Origin of the sequence: Nonomuraea sp. NPDC050691, from assembly GCF_040654455.1 — a bacterium.
Taxonomy (GTDB): domain Bacteria; phylum Actinomycetota; class Actinomycetes; order Streptosporangiales; family Streptosporangiaceae; genus Nonomuraea.
Window position 1 is genome coordinate 1 of record NZ_JBFAIA010000192.1, and the last position, 15,545, is coordinate 15,545.

The 15,545-nt window shown below is 73.6% G+C and carries 13 protein-coding genes; 8 read left to right on the plus strand and 5 right to left on the minus strand.

Annotated features, from left to right (window positions below; translation table 11 throughout):
- Positions 1 to 92: 92 nt before the first annotated feature.
- Genes iolD through iolC form a run of 4 tightly spaced genes read right to left on the minus strand, consistent with a single transcriptional unit; the run spans position 93 to position 4,613 of the window.
- Positions 93 to 1,940 (minus strand): 3D-(3,5/4)-trihydroxycyclohexane-1,2-dione acylhydrolase (decyclizing), encoded by a 1,848-nt coding sequence (gene iolD / locus AB0H81_RS38330; protein ID WP_358385233.1) that lies wholly within the window; start codon positions 1,938 to 1,940, stop codon positions 93 to 95.
- A complete protein-coding gene (iolB, locus tag AB0H81_RS38335) occupies positions 1,937 to 2,791 on the minus strand; it encodes a 5-deoxy-glucuronate isomerase (protein ID WP_358385236.1) in 855 nt (284 codons plus the stop codon). The genes iolD and iolB overlap by 4 nt, the downstream gene beginning before the upstream one ends.
- Positions 2,788 to 3,693, minus strand: a complete 906-nt coding sequence (locus tag AB0H81_RS38340) for a deoxyribose-phosphate aldolase (protein ID WP_358385239.1) — start codon at positions 3,691 to 3,693, stop codon at positions 2,788 to 2,790. Before AB0H81_RS38340 ends, iolB begins: the two co-directional genes overlap by 4 nt.
- Positions 3,690 to 4,613 carry a 5-dehydro-2-deoxygluconokinase gene (gene iolC, locus AB0H81_RS38345; RefSeq protein ID WP_358385242.1) on the minus strand — a complete coding sequence of 308 codons (924 nt, stop codon included), beginning with the start codon at positions 4,611 to 4,613 and terminating at the stop codon, positions 3,690 to 3,692. The genes AB0H81_RS38340 and iolC overlap by 4 nt, the downstream gene beginning before the upstream one ends.
- Before the next feature lie 275 nt (positions 4,614 to 4,888).
- Here iolC and AB0H81_RS38350 point away from each other — a divergent pair, with 275 nt between their 5' ends.
- The 8 genes from AB0H81_RS38350 to AB0H81_RS38385 are packed head-to-tail and all read left to right on the plus strand — an operon-like array spanning position 4,889 to position 14,993.
- Entirely contained in the window at positions 4,889 to 6,286 is a 1,398-nt protein-coding gene (locus AB0H81_RS38350; protein WP_358385246.1) for an extracellular solute-binding protein, read from the plus strand.
- Positions 6,261 to 7,196: a sugar ABC transporter permease gene (locus AB0H81_RS38355; protein ID WP_358385249.1), complete on the plus strand. Its 936-nt coding sequence runs from the start codon at positions 6,261 to 6,263 to the stop codon at positions 7,194 to 7,196. The genes AB0H81_RS38350 and AB0H81_RS38355 overlap by 26 nt, the downstream gene beginning before the upstream one ends.
- Positions 7,193 to 8,011, plus strand: a complete 819-nt coding sequence (locus AB0H81_RS38360; protein ID WP_358385251.1) for a carbohydrate ABC transporter permease — start codon at positions 7,193 to 7,195, stop codon at positions 8,009 to 8,011. Before AB0H81_RS38355 ends, AB0H81_RS38360 begins: the two co-directional genes overlap by 4 nt.
- Positions 8,011 to 9,093 (plus strand): ABC transporter ATP-binding protein, encoded by a 1,083-nt coding sequence (locus AB0H81_RS38365; protein WP_358385253.1) that lies wholly within the window; start codon positions 8,011 to 8,013, stop codon positions 9,091 to 9,093. The genes AB0H81_RS38360 and AB0H81_RS38365 overlap by 1 nt, the downstream gene beginning before the upstream one ends.
- Positions 9,090 to 10,286: a CehA/McbA family metallohydrolase gene (locus AB0H81_RS38370; RefSeq protein WP_358385255.1), complete on the plus strand. Its 1,197-nt coding sequence runs from the start codon at positions 9,090 to 9,092 to the stop codon at positions 10,284 to 10,286. The genes AB0H81_RS38365 and AB0H81_RS38370 overlap by 4 nt, the downstream gene beginning before the upstream one ends.
- Positions 10,283 to 11,185, plus strand: a complete 903-nt coding sequence (locus tag AB0H81_RS38375) for a TIM barrel protein (protein ID WP_358385258.1) — start codon at positions 10,283 to 10,285, stop codon at positions 11,183 to 11,185. Before AB0H81_RS38370 ends, AB0H81_RS38375 begins: the two co-directional genes overlap by 4 nt.
- Entirely contained in the window at positions 11,182 to 12,282 is a 1,101-nt protein-coding gene (locus AB0H81_RS38380) for a Gfo/Idh/MocA family oxidoreductase (RefSeq protein ID WP_358385261.1), read from the plus strand. Before AB0H81_RS38375 ends, AB0H81_RS38380 begins: the two co-directional genes overlap by 4 nt.
- Positions 12,279 to 14,993 (plus strand): alpha-mannosidase, encoded by a 2,715-nt coding sequence (locus AB0H81_RS38385; RefSeq protein WP_358385264.1) that lies wholly within the window; start codon positions 12,279 to 12,281, stop codon positions 14,991 to 14,993. Before AB0H81_RS38380 ends, AB0H81_RS38385 begins: the two co-directional genes overlap by 4 nt.
- 24 nt (positions 14,994 to 15,017) lie before the next feature.
- Here AB0H81_RS38385 and AB0H81_RS38390 read toward each other — a convergent pair.
- Positions 15,018 to 15,545 (minus strand): helix-turn-helix domain-containing protein (locus AB0H81_RS38390; RefSeq protein WP_358385267.1); only part of this gene is annotated, 528 nt, incomplete at its 5' end.

The following is a 15,545-nucleotide window of genomic DNA, read 5'->3' on the forward strand; positions in this document are numbered from 1 at the left end:
GCGTTCGGCGAGGCGGCGGGCGGCCTCGGCCAGGCCGGGTCACCCCGGGGGTGACCCGCGCCCGCCGTCCCGGTCAGGGCGAGGATGCGCCGTCAGAGGTGCCGGCGCTGCTCCTTCCTGGCCGCCTCGTACACGTGGCGGGCCTGCTCGCCGGCGGCCGTCGTCGAGACCTCCGCCACCGGCACGTCCCACCACGCCTCCGACGAGGGCGCCGTGCTCATCGGATCGGTGCGGACGTACACGACCGTGGTGGTGGCGGCGGCCCGGGCCTCCTTCAGCGCCTCGCGCAGCCCGGCGACCGTGTCGGCCCGCAGCACCGTGGCGCCCAGGCTCGCGGCGTTGGCCGCGAGGTCCACGGGCAGCGGCCCGCCGTCGTAGCGGCCGGTGCCCCGGTAGGCGTACGACGTGCCGAGCCGCTCGGCCCCGACGCTCTCCGACAGGGCCCCGATCGAGGCGAAGCCGGAGTTGTCCACCAGGACCACGACCAGTTTGACCCCCTCGGCCACGGCCGTGACCAGCTCCTGGGCCATCATCAGGTAGGAGCCGTCGCCCACCATGACGAACACCTCCCGCTCGGGGGCCGCCAGCTTGACCCCGAGGCCGCCCGCGATCTCGTAGCCCATGCACGAGTAGCCGTACTCGACGTGGTAGGCGCCGGGGCCGCTGGGCCGCCACAGCTTGTGCAGGTCGCCCGGCATGGAGCCGGCCGCGCACACCACGACCCCGTCGTCGCCGGCGGCGGCGTTGACCGCGCCGATGACGGCCGCCTGCGGCAGCGGGGAGCCGTCCTGGTCGTAGGCGGCGTCCACCGTGGCGTCCCAGGCGCGGATGAGGGCGGCGGCCCGCTCGCGGTGCCCGGCGCCCGCGTCCCAGCCGGCCAGCGCCTCGCCCAGGTCCGCCAGGCCCTCGCGGGCGTCGCCCACGAGCTGCAGCCCGGACAGCTTGGCCGCGTCGAACCCGGTGACGTTGAGGTTGACGAAGCGTGTCCCGGCCGCGAAGAGCGAGTGGGAGGCGGTGGTGAAGTCGCTGTAGCGGGTGCCGACGCCGATGACCAGGTCGGCCTCGCGGACCACGGCGTTGGCGGCCGTGGTGCCGGTCGCGCCGACCGCGCCCAGCGCCAGCGGGTGGCCGTGGGGGAGGGCGCCCTTGCCGGCCTGCGTCTCGGCGACCGGGATGCCGTGCGTCTCGGCGAACTCCCGCAGCCGGTCTGTGGCCTCGCTGTAGAGGACGCCGCCGCCCGCGATGATCACCGGTCGGGCGGCGGACCTGATCAGCTCGGCGGCCCTGGCCACGGCGGCGCGCTCGGGCCGGTGCCGGGGGACGTGCCAGACGCGCCGCTCGAACAGCTCGTCCGGCCAGTCCCACGCCTCGGCCTGGACGTCCTGCGGCAGCGCGAGCGTCACCGCGCCGGTCTCGGCCGGGTCGGTGAGCACGCGCGTGGCCGCGAGCAGCGCGGAGGGGAGCTGCTCGGGACGGTTGACGCGGTCCCAGAAGCGGGAGACGGGCTTGAAGCAGTCGTTGACCGACACGTCGTACGAGCGAGGGTCCTCCAGTTCCTGGAGCACCGGGTTGGCGACGCGGGTGGAGAACACGTCGCCGGGCAGGAGCAGCACGGGCAGCCGGTTGATGGTCGCGCCGGCCGCGCCCGTGATCATGTTGGTGGCGCCGGGCCCGATCGAGGTGGTGCAGGCCAGCGTGGACATCCGGTTGGCGGCGCGGGCGTAGGCGGCGGCCGTGTGGACCATCGCCTGCTCGTTGCGGCTGAGCCGGTAGGGCAGGTCCTCGGTGGAGGTGGCCAGGGCCTGGCCGAGCCCGGCGACGTTGCCGTGGCCGAAGATGCCGAGGCAGCCGCCGAACAGCCGGTGCTCGGCGCCGTCGCGCTCGCTCCACTGGGCGGCCAGGAAACGCACGACCGCCTGGGCGACGGTGAGGCGCGTCATCGCCCGCCCCCGAACGGCAGGCGCGGGTCGATCGCCTGGTCCTGCCAGGTGGCCCGGATCCAGGCGTGGCGGGGGTCGTCGCAGAAGGCCATGCTCCGCTCCTCGGCCGGTCCGGCCAGCACGTTCAGGTAGTACAGGTCGTAGCCGGGCGCCGCCATCGACGGGCCGTGGTAGCCGTAGGGCACCAGCACCACGTCGCCGGACGACACCTCGGCGAGCGTGTCGACGCGGCCCCGCTCGGAGGAGTAGACCCGCTGGTAGCCCTGCCCGTCGCCGGCCACCTCGAAGTAGTAGACCTCCTCCAGCACGGCCTCGCCCTCGCCGGGCGTGTCGTGCTTGTGCGGAGGATAGGACGACCAGTTGCCGCCAGGGGTGAGCACCTCGACGGCCACGAGCTTGTCGCACTCGAAGACGCCGGGCGCGCAGAAGTTGTTGACCTGCCGGCTGGCCTGGCCCGCGCCGCGCAGCTCGACCGGCACCTCGGAGGCGGGCACGTGGCGGGGCTCCAGCACGCGGGTGGCGCGGGCGGACGGCAGCGCGATTCGCCCCCGGCCCTCCAGTGTCACCTCGGAGGAGATCGGGAGGTAGCAGAAGTCGGACGGGCCGTCGAAGACCGACTCGCGCCCGTCGAGCCGCCACACGGCCTCGGGCGAGCCCGAGGGGGCGCACCGCACGGTGCAGGAGCCCGCCAGCGGCAGGACGATCATCTCCTCCTCGCCCGTGGCGAACGACACCGGTCCGTCTCCCAGCTCGACCACCCGCAGCCCCGAGTAGGTCCAGCCGGCCAGCTCCGGGGTGATCTCCACCGACCAGGGCCCGCCGGCGGCCTTGCCGTACGGAAGGTATGTCATGAGCCAACCTCTCGAATCAGGGCGGCCGCACCGTCCACGGCCGTGGCGACGTCGTCGTCCGGAGGGTAGAGCAGGGCGCGGCCGATCACGAGGCCCCGCACGCCGGGCAGGCGCAGCGCGCGCCCCCAGTCGGCGTAGGCCGCGTCGATGTCCGGCGGGTCGCCGCCGAGCAGCAGCGCGGGCAGCGTGGTGGCGTCCATGACCCGCTCCATGTCCGCGACCGCGGGGATCTTCAGCCAGGTGTAGGCGGAGGTGACGCCGAGGGCCTGGGCGACGCCGATGGCCCGGATCACCGCGTCGGGTGACAGGTCGTTGCGCAGCGGCCCGCCGCCGGGGCGTCCCGACCAGAACGGCTCGACCATGGCGAGGAGCTGGCGGCGGGCCAGGTCGGTGATGGCGGCGGCGCACGACTCCAGGGTGGAGACGGTCGCGTGGTCGCCCGGGTCGATGCGGCACAGCATCTTGCCGCCGTCGAGCCGCATGGCGTCGATGGAGGCCGCGTCGAACCCGGTGAACCGGTCGTCGGCCTCGAACACCGACCCCTGGAGCCCGCCCCGGTTCATGGAGCCGAAGGCCAGCTTGCCTTCGAGCGCGCCGAGCAGGAGCAGGTCCTCCAGGATGTCGGGGGAGGCGAGGATGCCGTCCACGCCGGGCCGGGACAGGGCGGTGCACAGCCGGTCGAGCAGGTCGGTGCGGCTGGCCATGGCCAGCGGCCGGTCGCGCACGGCCAGCGAGCCGCGGGCGGGGTGGTCGGCGGCGATGACGAGCAGCCGCTCGTGTTCGGCGGGCAGCCCGCGCCGGCGCCGCCGGGCGGCGGCCCGCGCGATCTCTCCCGGCCGGGTGGCCCGGATGCGGGTGAGCTCCTCGTAGGCGGAGCGGGAGGGCAGGGTCACGTCGCTCATAGGAGGGCCAGCACCTCGTCCGTGGTCGGCATGGCGTCGGCGCAGGCCAGGCGGGCGGCCACGTACGCGCCGGCGGCGTTGGCGAAGCGGACGGCGCGCTCCAGCGGCCAGCCCCGGATCAGCCCGAGGCACAGGGCCCCGCCGAAGGCGTCGCCGGCGCCGATGCCGTTGACCACCTCGACCTTGACCGGCTCGACCACGGCCCGCTCCTCGGCGGAGCGGGCGAGGACGCCCTCGGGACCCATCTTCACCACGGCGACCCGCATCCCGGCGTCGAGCAGCGCCTGGGCGGCGGCCTCCGGGTCGCGGGTGCCGACGGCGTTCTCGACCTCGTCGAGGTTGCCGACGGCCACGTTCGCGTGCGGCAGCATCTCCCGCACGCCCCGCCGGGCCGCCTCGGGCGACTCCCACAGCACGGGCCGGTGGTCGAGGTCGAACACGGTCCATCCGGTACGGCGGGCGGCCAGCGCGGCGGCGTGGGCCGAACGGCTCGGCTCCTGGCTCAGGCCGGTGGCGGTGAACCAGAACACCGTGGCCTCGCGGATCGCGTCCAGGTCCAGCGACTCGGGGGTGAGCCGGAGGTCGGGGGGATGCTCGCCGCGGTAGAAGTAGATCGGGAAGTCATCGGGCGGGAAGATCTCGCAGAACGTGACGGGTGTCGGCGCTCCCTCGACCGTGGTCACGAACGCGTCGTCCACGCCGAAGCCGCGGATCGCCCGCCGGACGTAGGCGCCGAAGGGGTCGGCCCCCGTGGCGGTGATCACCGCGGAGCGCAGGCCGTGCCGCGCCGCCGCGACGGCGACGTTCGTCGGGCTGCCGCCGAGGAACTTGCCGAAGGTCTCGACGCGGTCCAGGCCCACGCCTGTCTGCAGGGGATAGACGTCGACGCCGCAGCGGCCGATCGTGATCAGGTCGAACAACGCACCTCCAGAGGGTCCGGCTCCCCATCATGGTCTATTGTCCTGACATGCAGATGTCTGTTTCGTCCTGCATTCTGCCAGTCTGAATCCCGGCTGGGTAGGTGGCCCCGGCCGTGCGGCCCGTGGTGGCCGGTGTCGTCACCGGTCAACGGGGAACCTCCCGGAGTACTGTGGACACATTTCTGAAATATAACCAGACCTTTACGTCATCTAGATGTCATGACATATTGGCGTGGGCCCCGTTACGGATGAGTCTGAGGGTTCGGAGGGTTCGCATGGGATTGCGGAGAAGATCGGTGGGCGTCGTCGCGGTCCTGACCGCGTCCGGTCTGGCGCTCACCGCGTGCGGCGGGTCGTCCGGAGGTGGGGGCGACGGCGGGACGATCGAGCTGACGATCGCCCAGAACGCCATCGCCGGCGGCAAGAACGCGAGGGCGGCCGAGTTCGTCGCCAACTGGGTGGTCCCCAAGTTCGAGGCGGCCCAGAAGGCCAAGGGCAAGGATGTCAAGGTCAAGTTCGTTCCCAGCGGCGTCGACGACGAGCAGTACAAGACCAAGCTCTCCCTCGACCTGAAGTCCGGCAAGGGCGCCGACGTGCTCGACATCGACGGCATCTGGGCCGGCGAGTTCGCCGAGGCCGGCTACATCAAGCCGCTGTCCGAGCTGGTCGGCCCCGAGGCCGACTCCTGGGAGGGCTGGGCCCAGATCCCCGAGTCGGTGCAGGGCCTGGCCACCTACAACGGCAAGAAGTACGCGCTGCCCATCGGCACCGACGGCCGCGTGCTCTACTTCAGCAAGCCGCTCTTCCAGAAGGCCGGCTTACCCGCCGACTGGCAGCCGAAGAGCTGGCAGGAGGTCCTCGACGCGGGCGCCAAGCTCAAGACGGCCGGCGTGCCCGTGCCGATCCAGATCAACGCCGGCACCGCGATGGGCGAGGCCACCACCATGCAGGGCGTGCTGCCGCTGCTGGCCGGGGCGGGCGGCGAGATCCAGAAGGACGGCAAGTGGGCCGGCGCCTCCCAGCCGGTCAAGGACGTCCTCGGCCTCTACCAGAAGCTCTACGGCGGCAGCGGCCTCGGCGATCCCCGGCTCCAGCAGGAGGCCAAGGGCCGCGACAAGTCGTTCCAGCAGTTCGCCTCGGGCAAGATCGGCATCCTGCTGGAGGGCGACTACTTCTGGCGCGGCGTCGTCAACCCCAAGGACGGCGTGGCCAAGATGGCCGACCGCGACCAGAGCGTGGGCTACGCCATGATCCCCGCCATGGAGCCCGGCAAGGGCATCCGCGGCCAGGACTTCGTCAGCATGTCCGGCGGCGCCCTGCGCACGGTCAACCCCAACAGCAAGCACCCGAAGGAGGCCTTCGAGCTGCTGGCCTTCACGCTCTCGCCCGAGGCGCTGAAGGAGGAGACCAAGAACGGCAACGTGCGCATCACCCCGCGCACCGACGTCAACAAGGAGATCCTGGCCGGTGAGCCGCTGCTGACGTTCATCTCGGAGAAGGTGCTGCCGCTGACGGCCTACCGGCCGCCGGTCGCGGTCTACCCGCAGGTGTCCGTGGCGCTCCAGGAGGCCACCGCGGCCGTCGTCGGCGGCAAGACGCCGGACGAGGCGGCCACGGCGTACCAGCAGAAGCTCGAAGGAATCGTCGGTGGCGCAGGCAACATCGCCTCCTGACCTCGCCCCGGAGGCCGCGGACCCCACGGCCCACCGCTACAGCGTCGACGCGGCGGGCCTGGGCCGGTGGCGCGCGGGAGCCTTCGCGGCCCCCGCGCTGCTCCTCATCGCGATCTTCCTCGTCTTCCCCGCGCTGTGGGTGCTCTACCTCGGCCTGACCGACTACCGGCTGACCGGCACGGCCGCCGCCGACCCCAAGGTCGTCGGGTTCGACAACTTCCTGTCCGCGCTGGGCGAGCCCACCTTCTGGAACTCCACCTGGCTGACCGTCCAGTTCGTGCTGGGCTCGGCGGTCATCGGGCAGGTCGGCCTCGGATTCGCGATCGCCTGGATGTTGCGCGACAGGCGCGGGCCGCTCAAGCGGATCGTGGAGGGCCTGGTCATCCTGGCCTGGATCCTGCCGAGCGCGGTCGTGTCGTTCCTGTGGGTGGCGCTGCTCGACGCCGACGGCGGCACGCTCAACGCGCTGCTCGGCACCGGCGACTACGCCTGGCTGCTCGAACACCCCATGCTGTCGATCATCGTGTTCAACACCTGGCGCGGCACCGCGTTCTCGATGATGCTGTACGGCGCCGCCCTCGGGAACGTGCCCCCCTCCCACCTGGAGAGCGCCCGGCTGGCCGGGGCCTCCGGCTGGCAACAGCTGCGCGACGTGGTCTTCCCCCACATCAAGGGACACATCCTCACCAACCTGCTGCTGATCAGCCTCTGGACGTTCAACGACTTCACCCCGTTCATGATCACCGCGGGCGGGCCCGACGGGAAGAGCGAGATCCTGGCCGTCCACGTGTACAAGGTCGCCCTGCAGAGCGGCCAGCTCGGCTACGGCGCCGCGGTCTCCACGGTCATCCTGCTGATCAACCTGGTCGTGGCGGTGTTCTACCTGCGCCTGCTCAGGAGCAAGAAATGACCCGGTTCGTGCTGGGCCGGATCGGCTTCTACACCCTGATCGCGGTCCTGCTCGCCTTCTTCACGATCCCGCTGCTGTGGCTGGCGTCGGCGCCGCTGACCAGCGACCCCACCTATGAGGTCCGCATGCCGGACTTCACGTTCGACAACTTCCAGGCCATCCTGGAGCACCCGTACGCGCTGCCGTCGCTGTACAACTCGCTGCTGCTGTCGATCGGCACGGCGCTGCTCGTGGTGACCCTGGCGGCGCTGGCCGCCTACGCGCTCAGCCGCGTGCGCCTGCCCGGCCGCGACGCGCTGCTGTACGCGCTGCTGCTGCTCTCGTCGATCATCACGGGCACGGCCGCGATGGTGCCGCTGTTCCAGCTCGCCGTCGAGCTCGGCCTCATCGACTCGCGGCTCGGGCTGATCCTCATCCTCAGCGGCGGCCTGCTTCCCGCGGCGATCTTCATGCTGAAGGACTTCATGGACTCCACGCCGAAGTCGTACGAGGAGTCGGCCCGGGTCTTCGGCGCCTCGCCGCTGCAGATCGTGGCGCACGTGGTCGTCCCCCTGGTACGGCCCGGCCTCGCGACGATCGCGGTGTGGGCCGTGGCCAACGTCTGGGGCAACTTCCTCATGCCGTACCTGCTGCTCAGCGACGTCGAGAAGCAGCCCGCCGCGGTGATCATGTACACCCTCTACACCGAGGGCGGCCAGGCGAACCTGCGGCTGCTGTCCACGTTCGGGCTGCTCTACTCGGTGCCCGTGGTGCTCATGTACCTGTTCGTCAGCAAGAAGTACGGCTTCCGGTTCCACGGAGGGATCAAGCGGTAATGGCGGCAATCGAACTGCGAAGCCTGACCAAGGTCTACCCGGGCGGCGTGAAGGCGCTCGACGCGCTCGACCTGGTCATCCCCGACGGCGAGTTCTTCGCGCTGCTCGGCCCCTCCGGCTGCGGCAAGACCACGCTGCTGCGCACCATCGCCGGGCTGGAGACCGCCACCGGCGGCGCGGTCGTCATCGGCGAGCGCGACGTGACCTCCGTGCAGCCCGGCGGCCGCGACATCGCCATGGTCTTCCAGGACTACGCGCTGTTCCCGCACATGGACGTCACCGACAACGTCGCCTACCCGCTGCGCATCAAGAAGGTCGCCAAGGCCGAGCGCCACCGCAGGGCCGGTGAGGTCGCGGCCCGGCTCGGCCTGGAGCACCTGATGGACCGGCGGCCCGGCCAGCTCTCCGGCGGGCAGCAGCAGCGCGTCGCGCTGGCCCGCGTCATGGCGACGCAGGCACAGGCGTTCCTGTTCGACGAGCCGCTGTCGAACCTCGACGCCCGGCTACGCCTGGAGGCCCGCACGTTTCTCAAGAAGCTCCAGCGCGAGCTGGGCGTCACCACCGTCTTCGTCACCCACGACCAGGCCGAGGCACTGGCCATGGCCGACCGGATGGCCGTCATGGAGGCGGGCGTGATCCGGCAGATCGGCACTCCGGCCGAGGTGTTCCAGCGGCCGGCCAACACGTTCGTCGCCGGCTTCATCGGCTCCACTCCCATGAACCTGCTCGACGCCGTCGTGCGCGGTGACACGCTGGAGGTGGCCGGCTGCGCGGTCCCGGTCCCGGACTCGGCGTCCGGGCTGCTCGCCGACGGGGAGAAGGTGATCTACGGCGTGCGCCCCGAGTACAACGCCTACGCGGCCAAGCCGGCCGAGGGCTCCTCGGAGGGCACGCTGGCCGGGAAGGTGGTGATCGTGGAGAACCTGGGCGCGTCCCACCTGGTCACGCTCGACGTCAACGACGTCACCGTGCAGGCCGTCGTGCCCGAGGGCAGCGAGCCGGCCGTCGGCGACGAGGGCTTCGCCGCGCCACGCCGCGACCGGGCGCTGGTCTACCGCGACGGGGAGCTGGTGGCCCGATGACCGTGTTCCAGGGGCGCTGGACCCTCGGCGACCGGCTGGAGGGCATGCTGCGGGAGGTGCCGTTCGAGGTGCCCCCCGGGGCGGCGGCGGTGACCGTGCGGCTGTCCTACGACCGGTCCCAGGGCGTGCTCGACCTCGGCTGCGCCGGCCCGGCCGGGTTCCGCGGCTGGTCGGGCGGCGCCCGCGACACGTACACGATCACCGAGGGCTGGGCGACGCCCGGCTACCTGCCAGGACCGGCCGAGCCGGGCACCTGGCACGTGTGGCTGCGGCTGCACCGCGTCCCGCCCCAGGGCCTCGACTACACGCTGGAGATCACCACCGCCGGCGCGGCCCCGGTGACCTCGCCGGACTCGGCCGCCGAGGAGCCGCCCGCCGCCGAGCGCCCGCCGCGCCGCGACATCCCCGCCGTGGACGGCCTGCGCTGGTACGCCGGGGACTTCCACAGCCACACCGTCCACAGCGACGGCTCCCTGACGGTCGGCGAGCTGGCCGCGCTCGCCCGCGGACGCGGCCTCGACTTCCTCGCCGTCACCGACCACAACACGGTCAGCCACCACCCCGAGCTGGCCGCCCGTGACCGGGGCATCACGCTGCTGCCCGGCCAGGAGGTCACCACCGACCGCGGCCACGCCAACGTCTTCGGCGCCGTCGGCTGGGTCGACTTCCGCGAGCCCGCCGACGCCTGGGCCGGGCACGCCGAGCGCCAGGGCGGCCTGATCTCGATCAACCACCCGCTCGGCGGCGACTGCGCCTGGCTGCTGCCCATCACCCGCCGGCCCCGAACCGCCGAGGTCTGGAGCTCCGGCTGGTGGGACCGCCGCTGGGGCGCGCCGCTGGCCTGGGCGGACGCCTGGCGCGACGACGTCATCGCGATCGGCGGCAGCGACTTCCACCGGCCCGGCTCCGACGGCCTGCCGGGCGCGCCGACGACGTGGGTGCTGGCCGAGGACACGAGCACGGTGCTGGACGGCGTGCGCGCCGGGCGAACCGCCGTCTCCGCAGGCCCCGACGGGCCGCTGCTGCTCAGGCTGGGAGACGAGCTGCTCGCCCTGGATGCCGATGGCCTCGTCCTGGTCTGCCCGGACGGTGCCCGGCAGGTCGTCCACGGCGCCCGCGCGCTCCTGCCCGCCGCCGCCGGACGGCACCGGCTGGAAACCTACGAGAACGAGGTGATGGCACTGTGCGAGTGAACACACGAGTGAAAGTCGCCAACGCGCCCGTAAGTTTCGGCGTGTTCGAGCTGGCCACCGAGGCGCCGCCGTTGAGCGCCGACGAGATGGTCCGCGCGCTGTCCGAGGCCGGCTATGAGGGCATCGACTCCGGGCCGATCGGTTACCTCGGCACCGGAACCGGGCTGAGGGACCGGCTGGCCGGCGACGGGCTGCTGCTCGCCGGCGGTTGGGTGGACCTGCGCTACGGCGACGCGGGGGCGTACGAGGCCGGGCTGCCCGCGCTGGAGGCCGCGCTCGACGTCTTCGCCGCCGCCCCGCCGGCGCCCGAGGGATTCGCGCCGCGGCCCACCCTGGCCTGCTCGGGATCGCCCGAGCGGTTCGCCCGCCCGGGCGGGAGCGTTCCAGGGCTGGCGGCGTCCGAGTGGGCGGGATACGCCGCCCGCGTGCAGGAGGCGGCCGAGCGGTGCCGCGAGCGGGGGCTGGAGCCCGCGTTCCACCACCACCTCGGCACGTACGTCGAGACCCCGGAGGACGTGGAGCGGCTGCTGGAGCTGACCGACGTGCAGCTCTGCCTCGACACCGGCCACCTGCTGCTGGCGGGGGGAGACCCGGTGACGGCGCTGCGCGACTGGGCGAGCCGGGTCGGGCACGTGCACGTCAAGGACGGCGACACGAAGATCCTCGCCCAGGCCCTGGCCGACGGCGCAGACCTGCGCGAGCTCATGGGACGCGGCGGGTTCGCCCCGCTCGGCGAGGGTGAGCTGGACCTGCCCGGAGTGGTCGGGGCGCTGGACGACATCGGATACCAGGGCTGGGTGATCATCGAGCAGGACACCCTGCCCGGCCGGCGCACGGTCGAGCGCAACATCGCCGACCAGGCCGCGAACCGGGAGAAGCTGAGAGAGCTGGGACTGTGACACTGAAGATCGCGCTGGTCGGGTGCGGCGCCGTCACGCAGGCGGTGTACGCGCCGCTGCTGTCCAGGCGCCGCGACCTGTTCGAGGTGACCGCCGTGTGCGACCTGTCGCCCGCGCTGGCCGCCGCCGTCGGCGACCGCCTGGGCGTCGCCGCCCGCTACACCTCCCTGGACGACATGCTGGCCGCGGGCGGGTTCGAGGCCGTGGTCATGCTCGCCTCCGGCTCCCACGGCGAGCCGGTACGGCAGGCGCTGGAGGCGGGCCACGCCGTGCTGTGCGAGAAGCCGCTGGCGCTGACCCGCGCGGAGGTGGCCGCGCTGCCCGAGGGCCGTCTCATGGTCGGCTACATGAAGCAGTACGACCCGGCCGTGCGCCGGACCGAGCGGCTGCTCGCCGAGCTGGGCGGTCCCGAGGCCGTCCGGTCGGTCGAGGTGACCGTGCTGCACCCGAGCGCCGGGTCGCAGCTCGCCTTCGCGAGCCTGACCCGGGCCGCCGACGTCGACCCCGCGCTGCTCGCCTCGCTGCGCGCGGCCGAGGACGCCCTCGTCTCCCGCGCCCTCGGCGAGCAGGCCCCCGAGGCGGTCCGCGCCCTGTACGGCGTCGCGCTCGGCTCCATCTGCCACGACCTGTCGCTGCTGCGCCGCTTCACCGGTTCCCCGGCCGAGATCTCCCACGTCGAGACCTGGGGACCGGCCCCGGGGTCCGTCGAGATCTCCGGCCCGCTCCCGGCCGCCGGCCGGTTCTCCATCCGGTGGCACTACCTGGAGGACTACCCCGCCTACCGGGAGACCGTGGCGATCCACCATGACGGCGGCACCCTGGAGCTGGCCTTCCCCGCCCCGTACCTGGTCAACGCGCCGACCGTGCTCACCGTGGTCACGCCGGGCGCGGACCCGGGCGGCGAGGGGCGCACCGAGTGGCGCGAAGTGACCGAGGCGTTCGAGACGCAGCTCGCCGCCTTCCACGCCTACGTCACCGAGGGGGAGCCGCCGCTGACCGGTGCGGACGGCGCCCTGGAGGACATCGTCACGGCCCAGCGGATCGCCGCCCGCTACGCCGTGCAACACGGCCTGCCGATCGGAGGGGAAGCAGCGTGACGAGCCCGCACGAGATCGTCGTGGTCCCGCACACCCACTGGGACCGCGAGTGGTACGAGCCGTTCCAGCGCTTCCGGCTGCGGCTGGTGGCGCTGCTGGACGAGGTGCTCGACACGATGGAGCGCGAGCCCGGCTACCACTTCACCCTCGACGGGCAGCTCGCCTGCGTCGACGACTACCTGGAGGTCCGGCCGGAGCAGCGCGACCGCGTCGCGGCGCTGGTCGAGTCGGGACGGCTCGCGGTCGGGCCGTGGCAGATCCTGCTCGACGAGTTCCTGTGCTCCGGCGAGAACATCGTCCGGAACCTGGAGCTCGGCATGGACCGGGCCGACAAGCTCGGCGGGGCGATGCCGGTGGGCTACCTGCCGGACATGTTCGGCCACACGGCGCAGATGCCGCAGATCCTGCGCAAGGCCGGGCTCCTGCACGCCTGCGTCTACCGCGGGGTGCCGTCGTCCGTGGTGACCGACGCCTTCGCGTGGGTGGCCCCCGACGGCACCGCTGTACGCGCCCAGTACCTGCCCATCGGCGGCTACGGCAACGGCGCCCACCTGTTCGAGGACCCGGCGCACACCGCCGAGCGGGCCGCCGTCTTCACCCGCCGCATGCGCGAGTGGCACGGGCCCGAGGGCGCGCTGCTCGCGATGTACGGCACCGACCACTCGGCGCCCGTGCGCGGCCTGCCCGGCATGGTGGCAGCGATCGGGGCCCGCATGGACACCCTGTCCGGCTACCTCGCCGCGTACGGGGACGGCGGGTCCGTCGAGGGACTGCCCCGCGTCCAGGGCGAGCTGCGCTCCCACGCCCGCGCCAACATCCTGCCCGGCGTCATCTCGGTCCGCGCCCATGTCAAGCAGGCCATGAGCCGCGCCGAGCGCATGGTCGAGCGTTACGCCGAGCCGCTGGCCGCCCTCTGGGGCGAGCAGTGGCCCGGCCGCTTCCTCGACATGGCCTGGTGGCGGCTCGTCGACGCCAGCGGCCACGACTCCGTCACCGGCTGCGGCGTGGACGAGACCGCCCAGCAGGTCGCCGCGCGCATCGCCGAGGCGGAGCACCTCGGGCACGCCGTCCGCGACATGGTGACCGCCCGGCTGGCCGCGGCGGTCCCCGCCGGAGGGGTGCTCGTCGTCAACCCCACGCCCGCCGCCCGGCGCGGCGTCGTTCACCTGGACGTGGCCGGGCACGACCCGCTGGTGGACGCCGACGGCGCGCCCGTCCCGGTCCAGCCGCTGGAGTACGCGCCCACGCTGCTGCTCGACGAGGAGATGGACCCGGCCACGGCGCTGACGTTCGTCCACGGGACCGAGCTGTACGGGCAGCACATCACCGGCTGGTCGGTCGAGGACGGGACGCTGACCTTCGAGGTGGCCCGGGAGCCGCGCGCCGCCTTCGACGTGGCCGAGGTGCGGGGGGCGGTCGAGGGGGTCACGCGGGTCCGCATCGTCGCCGAGCCCCGGCGTACCGTGGCCGCCCTGGTGGAGGTCCCGCCGCTCGGCCACACGAGCCTGCGCCCGGCTGCGCGCGCCGCGGAGCACGCCTCCCTCGAAGGCGTGCGGGCCGACGGGCGGGTGCTGGACAACGGCCTGCTCCGCGTCGAGGTGGCCCAGGACGGCACCCTCACCCTGACCTCCGCCGCGGGCGTCACGCTCACCGGCGCGGCCCGCGTCGTGGACGGCGGCGACGTCGGCGACAGCTACAACCACGCGCCCCCGGCCCGGGACCGCGTCGTCTCCGCCCCCGAGTCGGCCGAGGTCACCCCGGTGTGCTCCGGCCCGCTCGTCGCCGCCCTGGACGTGCGCCGCGTGTACCGGTGGCCGGCCGCCGGCGCGGGCATCGAGGGCACGCCCGCCCTCCCCGCGCCCGCCCGGACCGACGCCACCGAGGAGATCGTCGTGGACACCCGGGTCGAGCTGCGGGCGGGCGAGCCGTTCGTGCGCCTGCGGGTGGAGTTCGACAACCGCTGCGCCGATCACCGGGTCCGGCTGCACGTGCCGCTTCCGGAACCGGCGTCCGTCTCGCACGCCGAGGGCCAGTTCGCGGTCGTCACCCGGGGCCTGACCGCCGAGGGCGGCTGCGGCGAGGAGCCGCTGCCCACCTTCCCGGCCTCCTCGTGGGTGGCCGCCGGGGGAGTGGCGGCGCTGCTGGAGCACGTCACGGAGTACGAGCTGGTCGACGGCCGCGCCTGGGGCGGAACCGAGGGCGGTGAGGGGACGGAGCTGGCGCTGACCCTCCTCCGCTCCATCGGCTACCTGTCCCGCAACCGCCACGCCCTGCGCCCCGAGCCCGCCGGCCCCCAGATCCCGACCCCCGCCGCCCAGTCGCGCGGGCCGCGCGCGGTCACGCTGGCGCTCATGCCGTACGAGGGTGGATGGGAGGCGGTGCCGCCGGCGGCGGAGGTCTTCCGGCACGACCTGCTGCCGGTACCCGGCACGGGCGACCCGTCGCTCGCCCTGCCCCCGGCGGCCCCGGGCCTGTCGGTCACGGGCGACGGCGTGGTGATGACGTCCCTGCGGGTCCGCGACGACTGGAAGGAGCTGCGGGTGGTGGCCCTGTCGCCGGAACCGGTGGAGGCCGTGGTGCGGGGCTCCTTCACCCGCGCCCGCCACACCGACCTGCGCGGCCGCCCCGGCGAGCCGATCGCGGTCTCGGACGGCGCGCTCCGCCTGCCCCTGCGGCCCTGGGAGATCGCCACGATCCAGCTCGGCGACTGAGCCGCCCGCGGCAGCCCGAGCGCGTCACTGGTCGTGGAGGCCGAGGCGGCGGGCGGCCTGGATGGCGAGCCAGACCTCCGCGAAAACCGCGCTCGACGAGAGGTCGCGGCCCGTCAGCGCGGCGAAACGGCGCAGCCGGTAGGCCAGCGTGTTGGGGTGGATGTGCAGCGCCGCCGCCGCGTCCTCCGTGCGGCGGTTGCGCTCCATCCACGTGCGCACCGACGTGACGAGCCGTGAGTCGTGGGCCTCGTCGTAGGCGAGCACCTCGCCCAGCACGTGACGCACCAGGGCGTGCAGCGTGGCCGGGTCGTCGGGCAGCCAGCGGCCCGTCGTGTCGTCGCCGTAGCGCACCAGCGGCCGGCCCGACTCGGCGGCGCGGGCCGCCGCCCAGCCCGCCTCGCGCAGGGCCACCCGCAGCGACTCGCCCGGCGGGAACGGCCGGCTCATCCCGCACGCGGCACCCGGCACGGCGGCCACGGCCTCGGCCAGGGTGAGCGGCCCGAGCACGTAGTGGCCGTCGCCGCGCCGCAGCAGCAGGTGGGAGATCGGAAG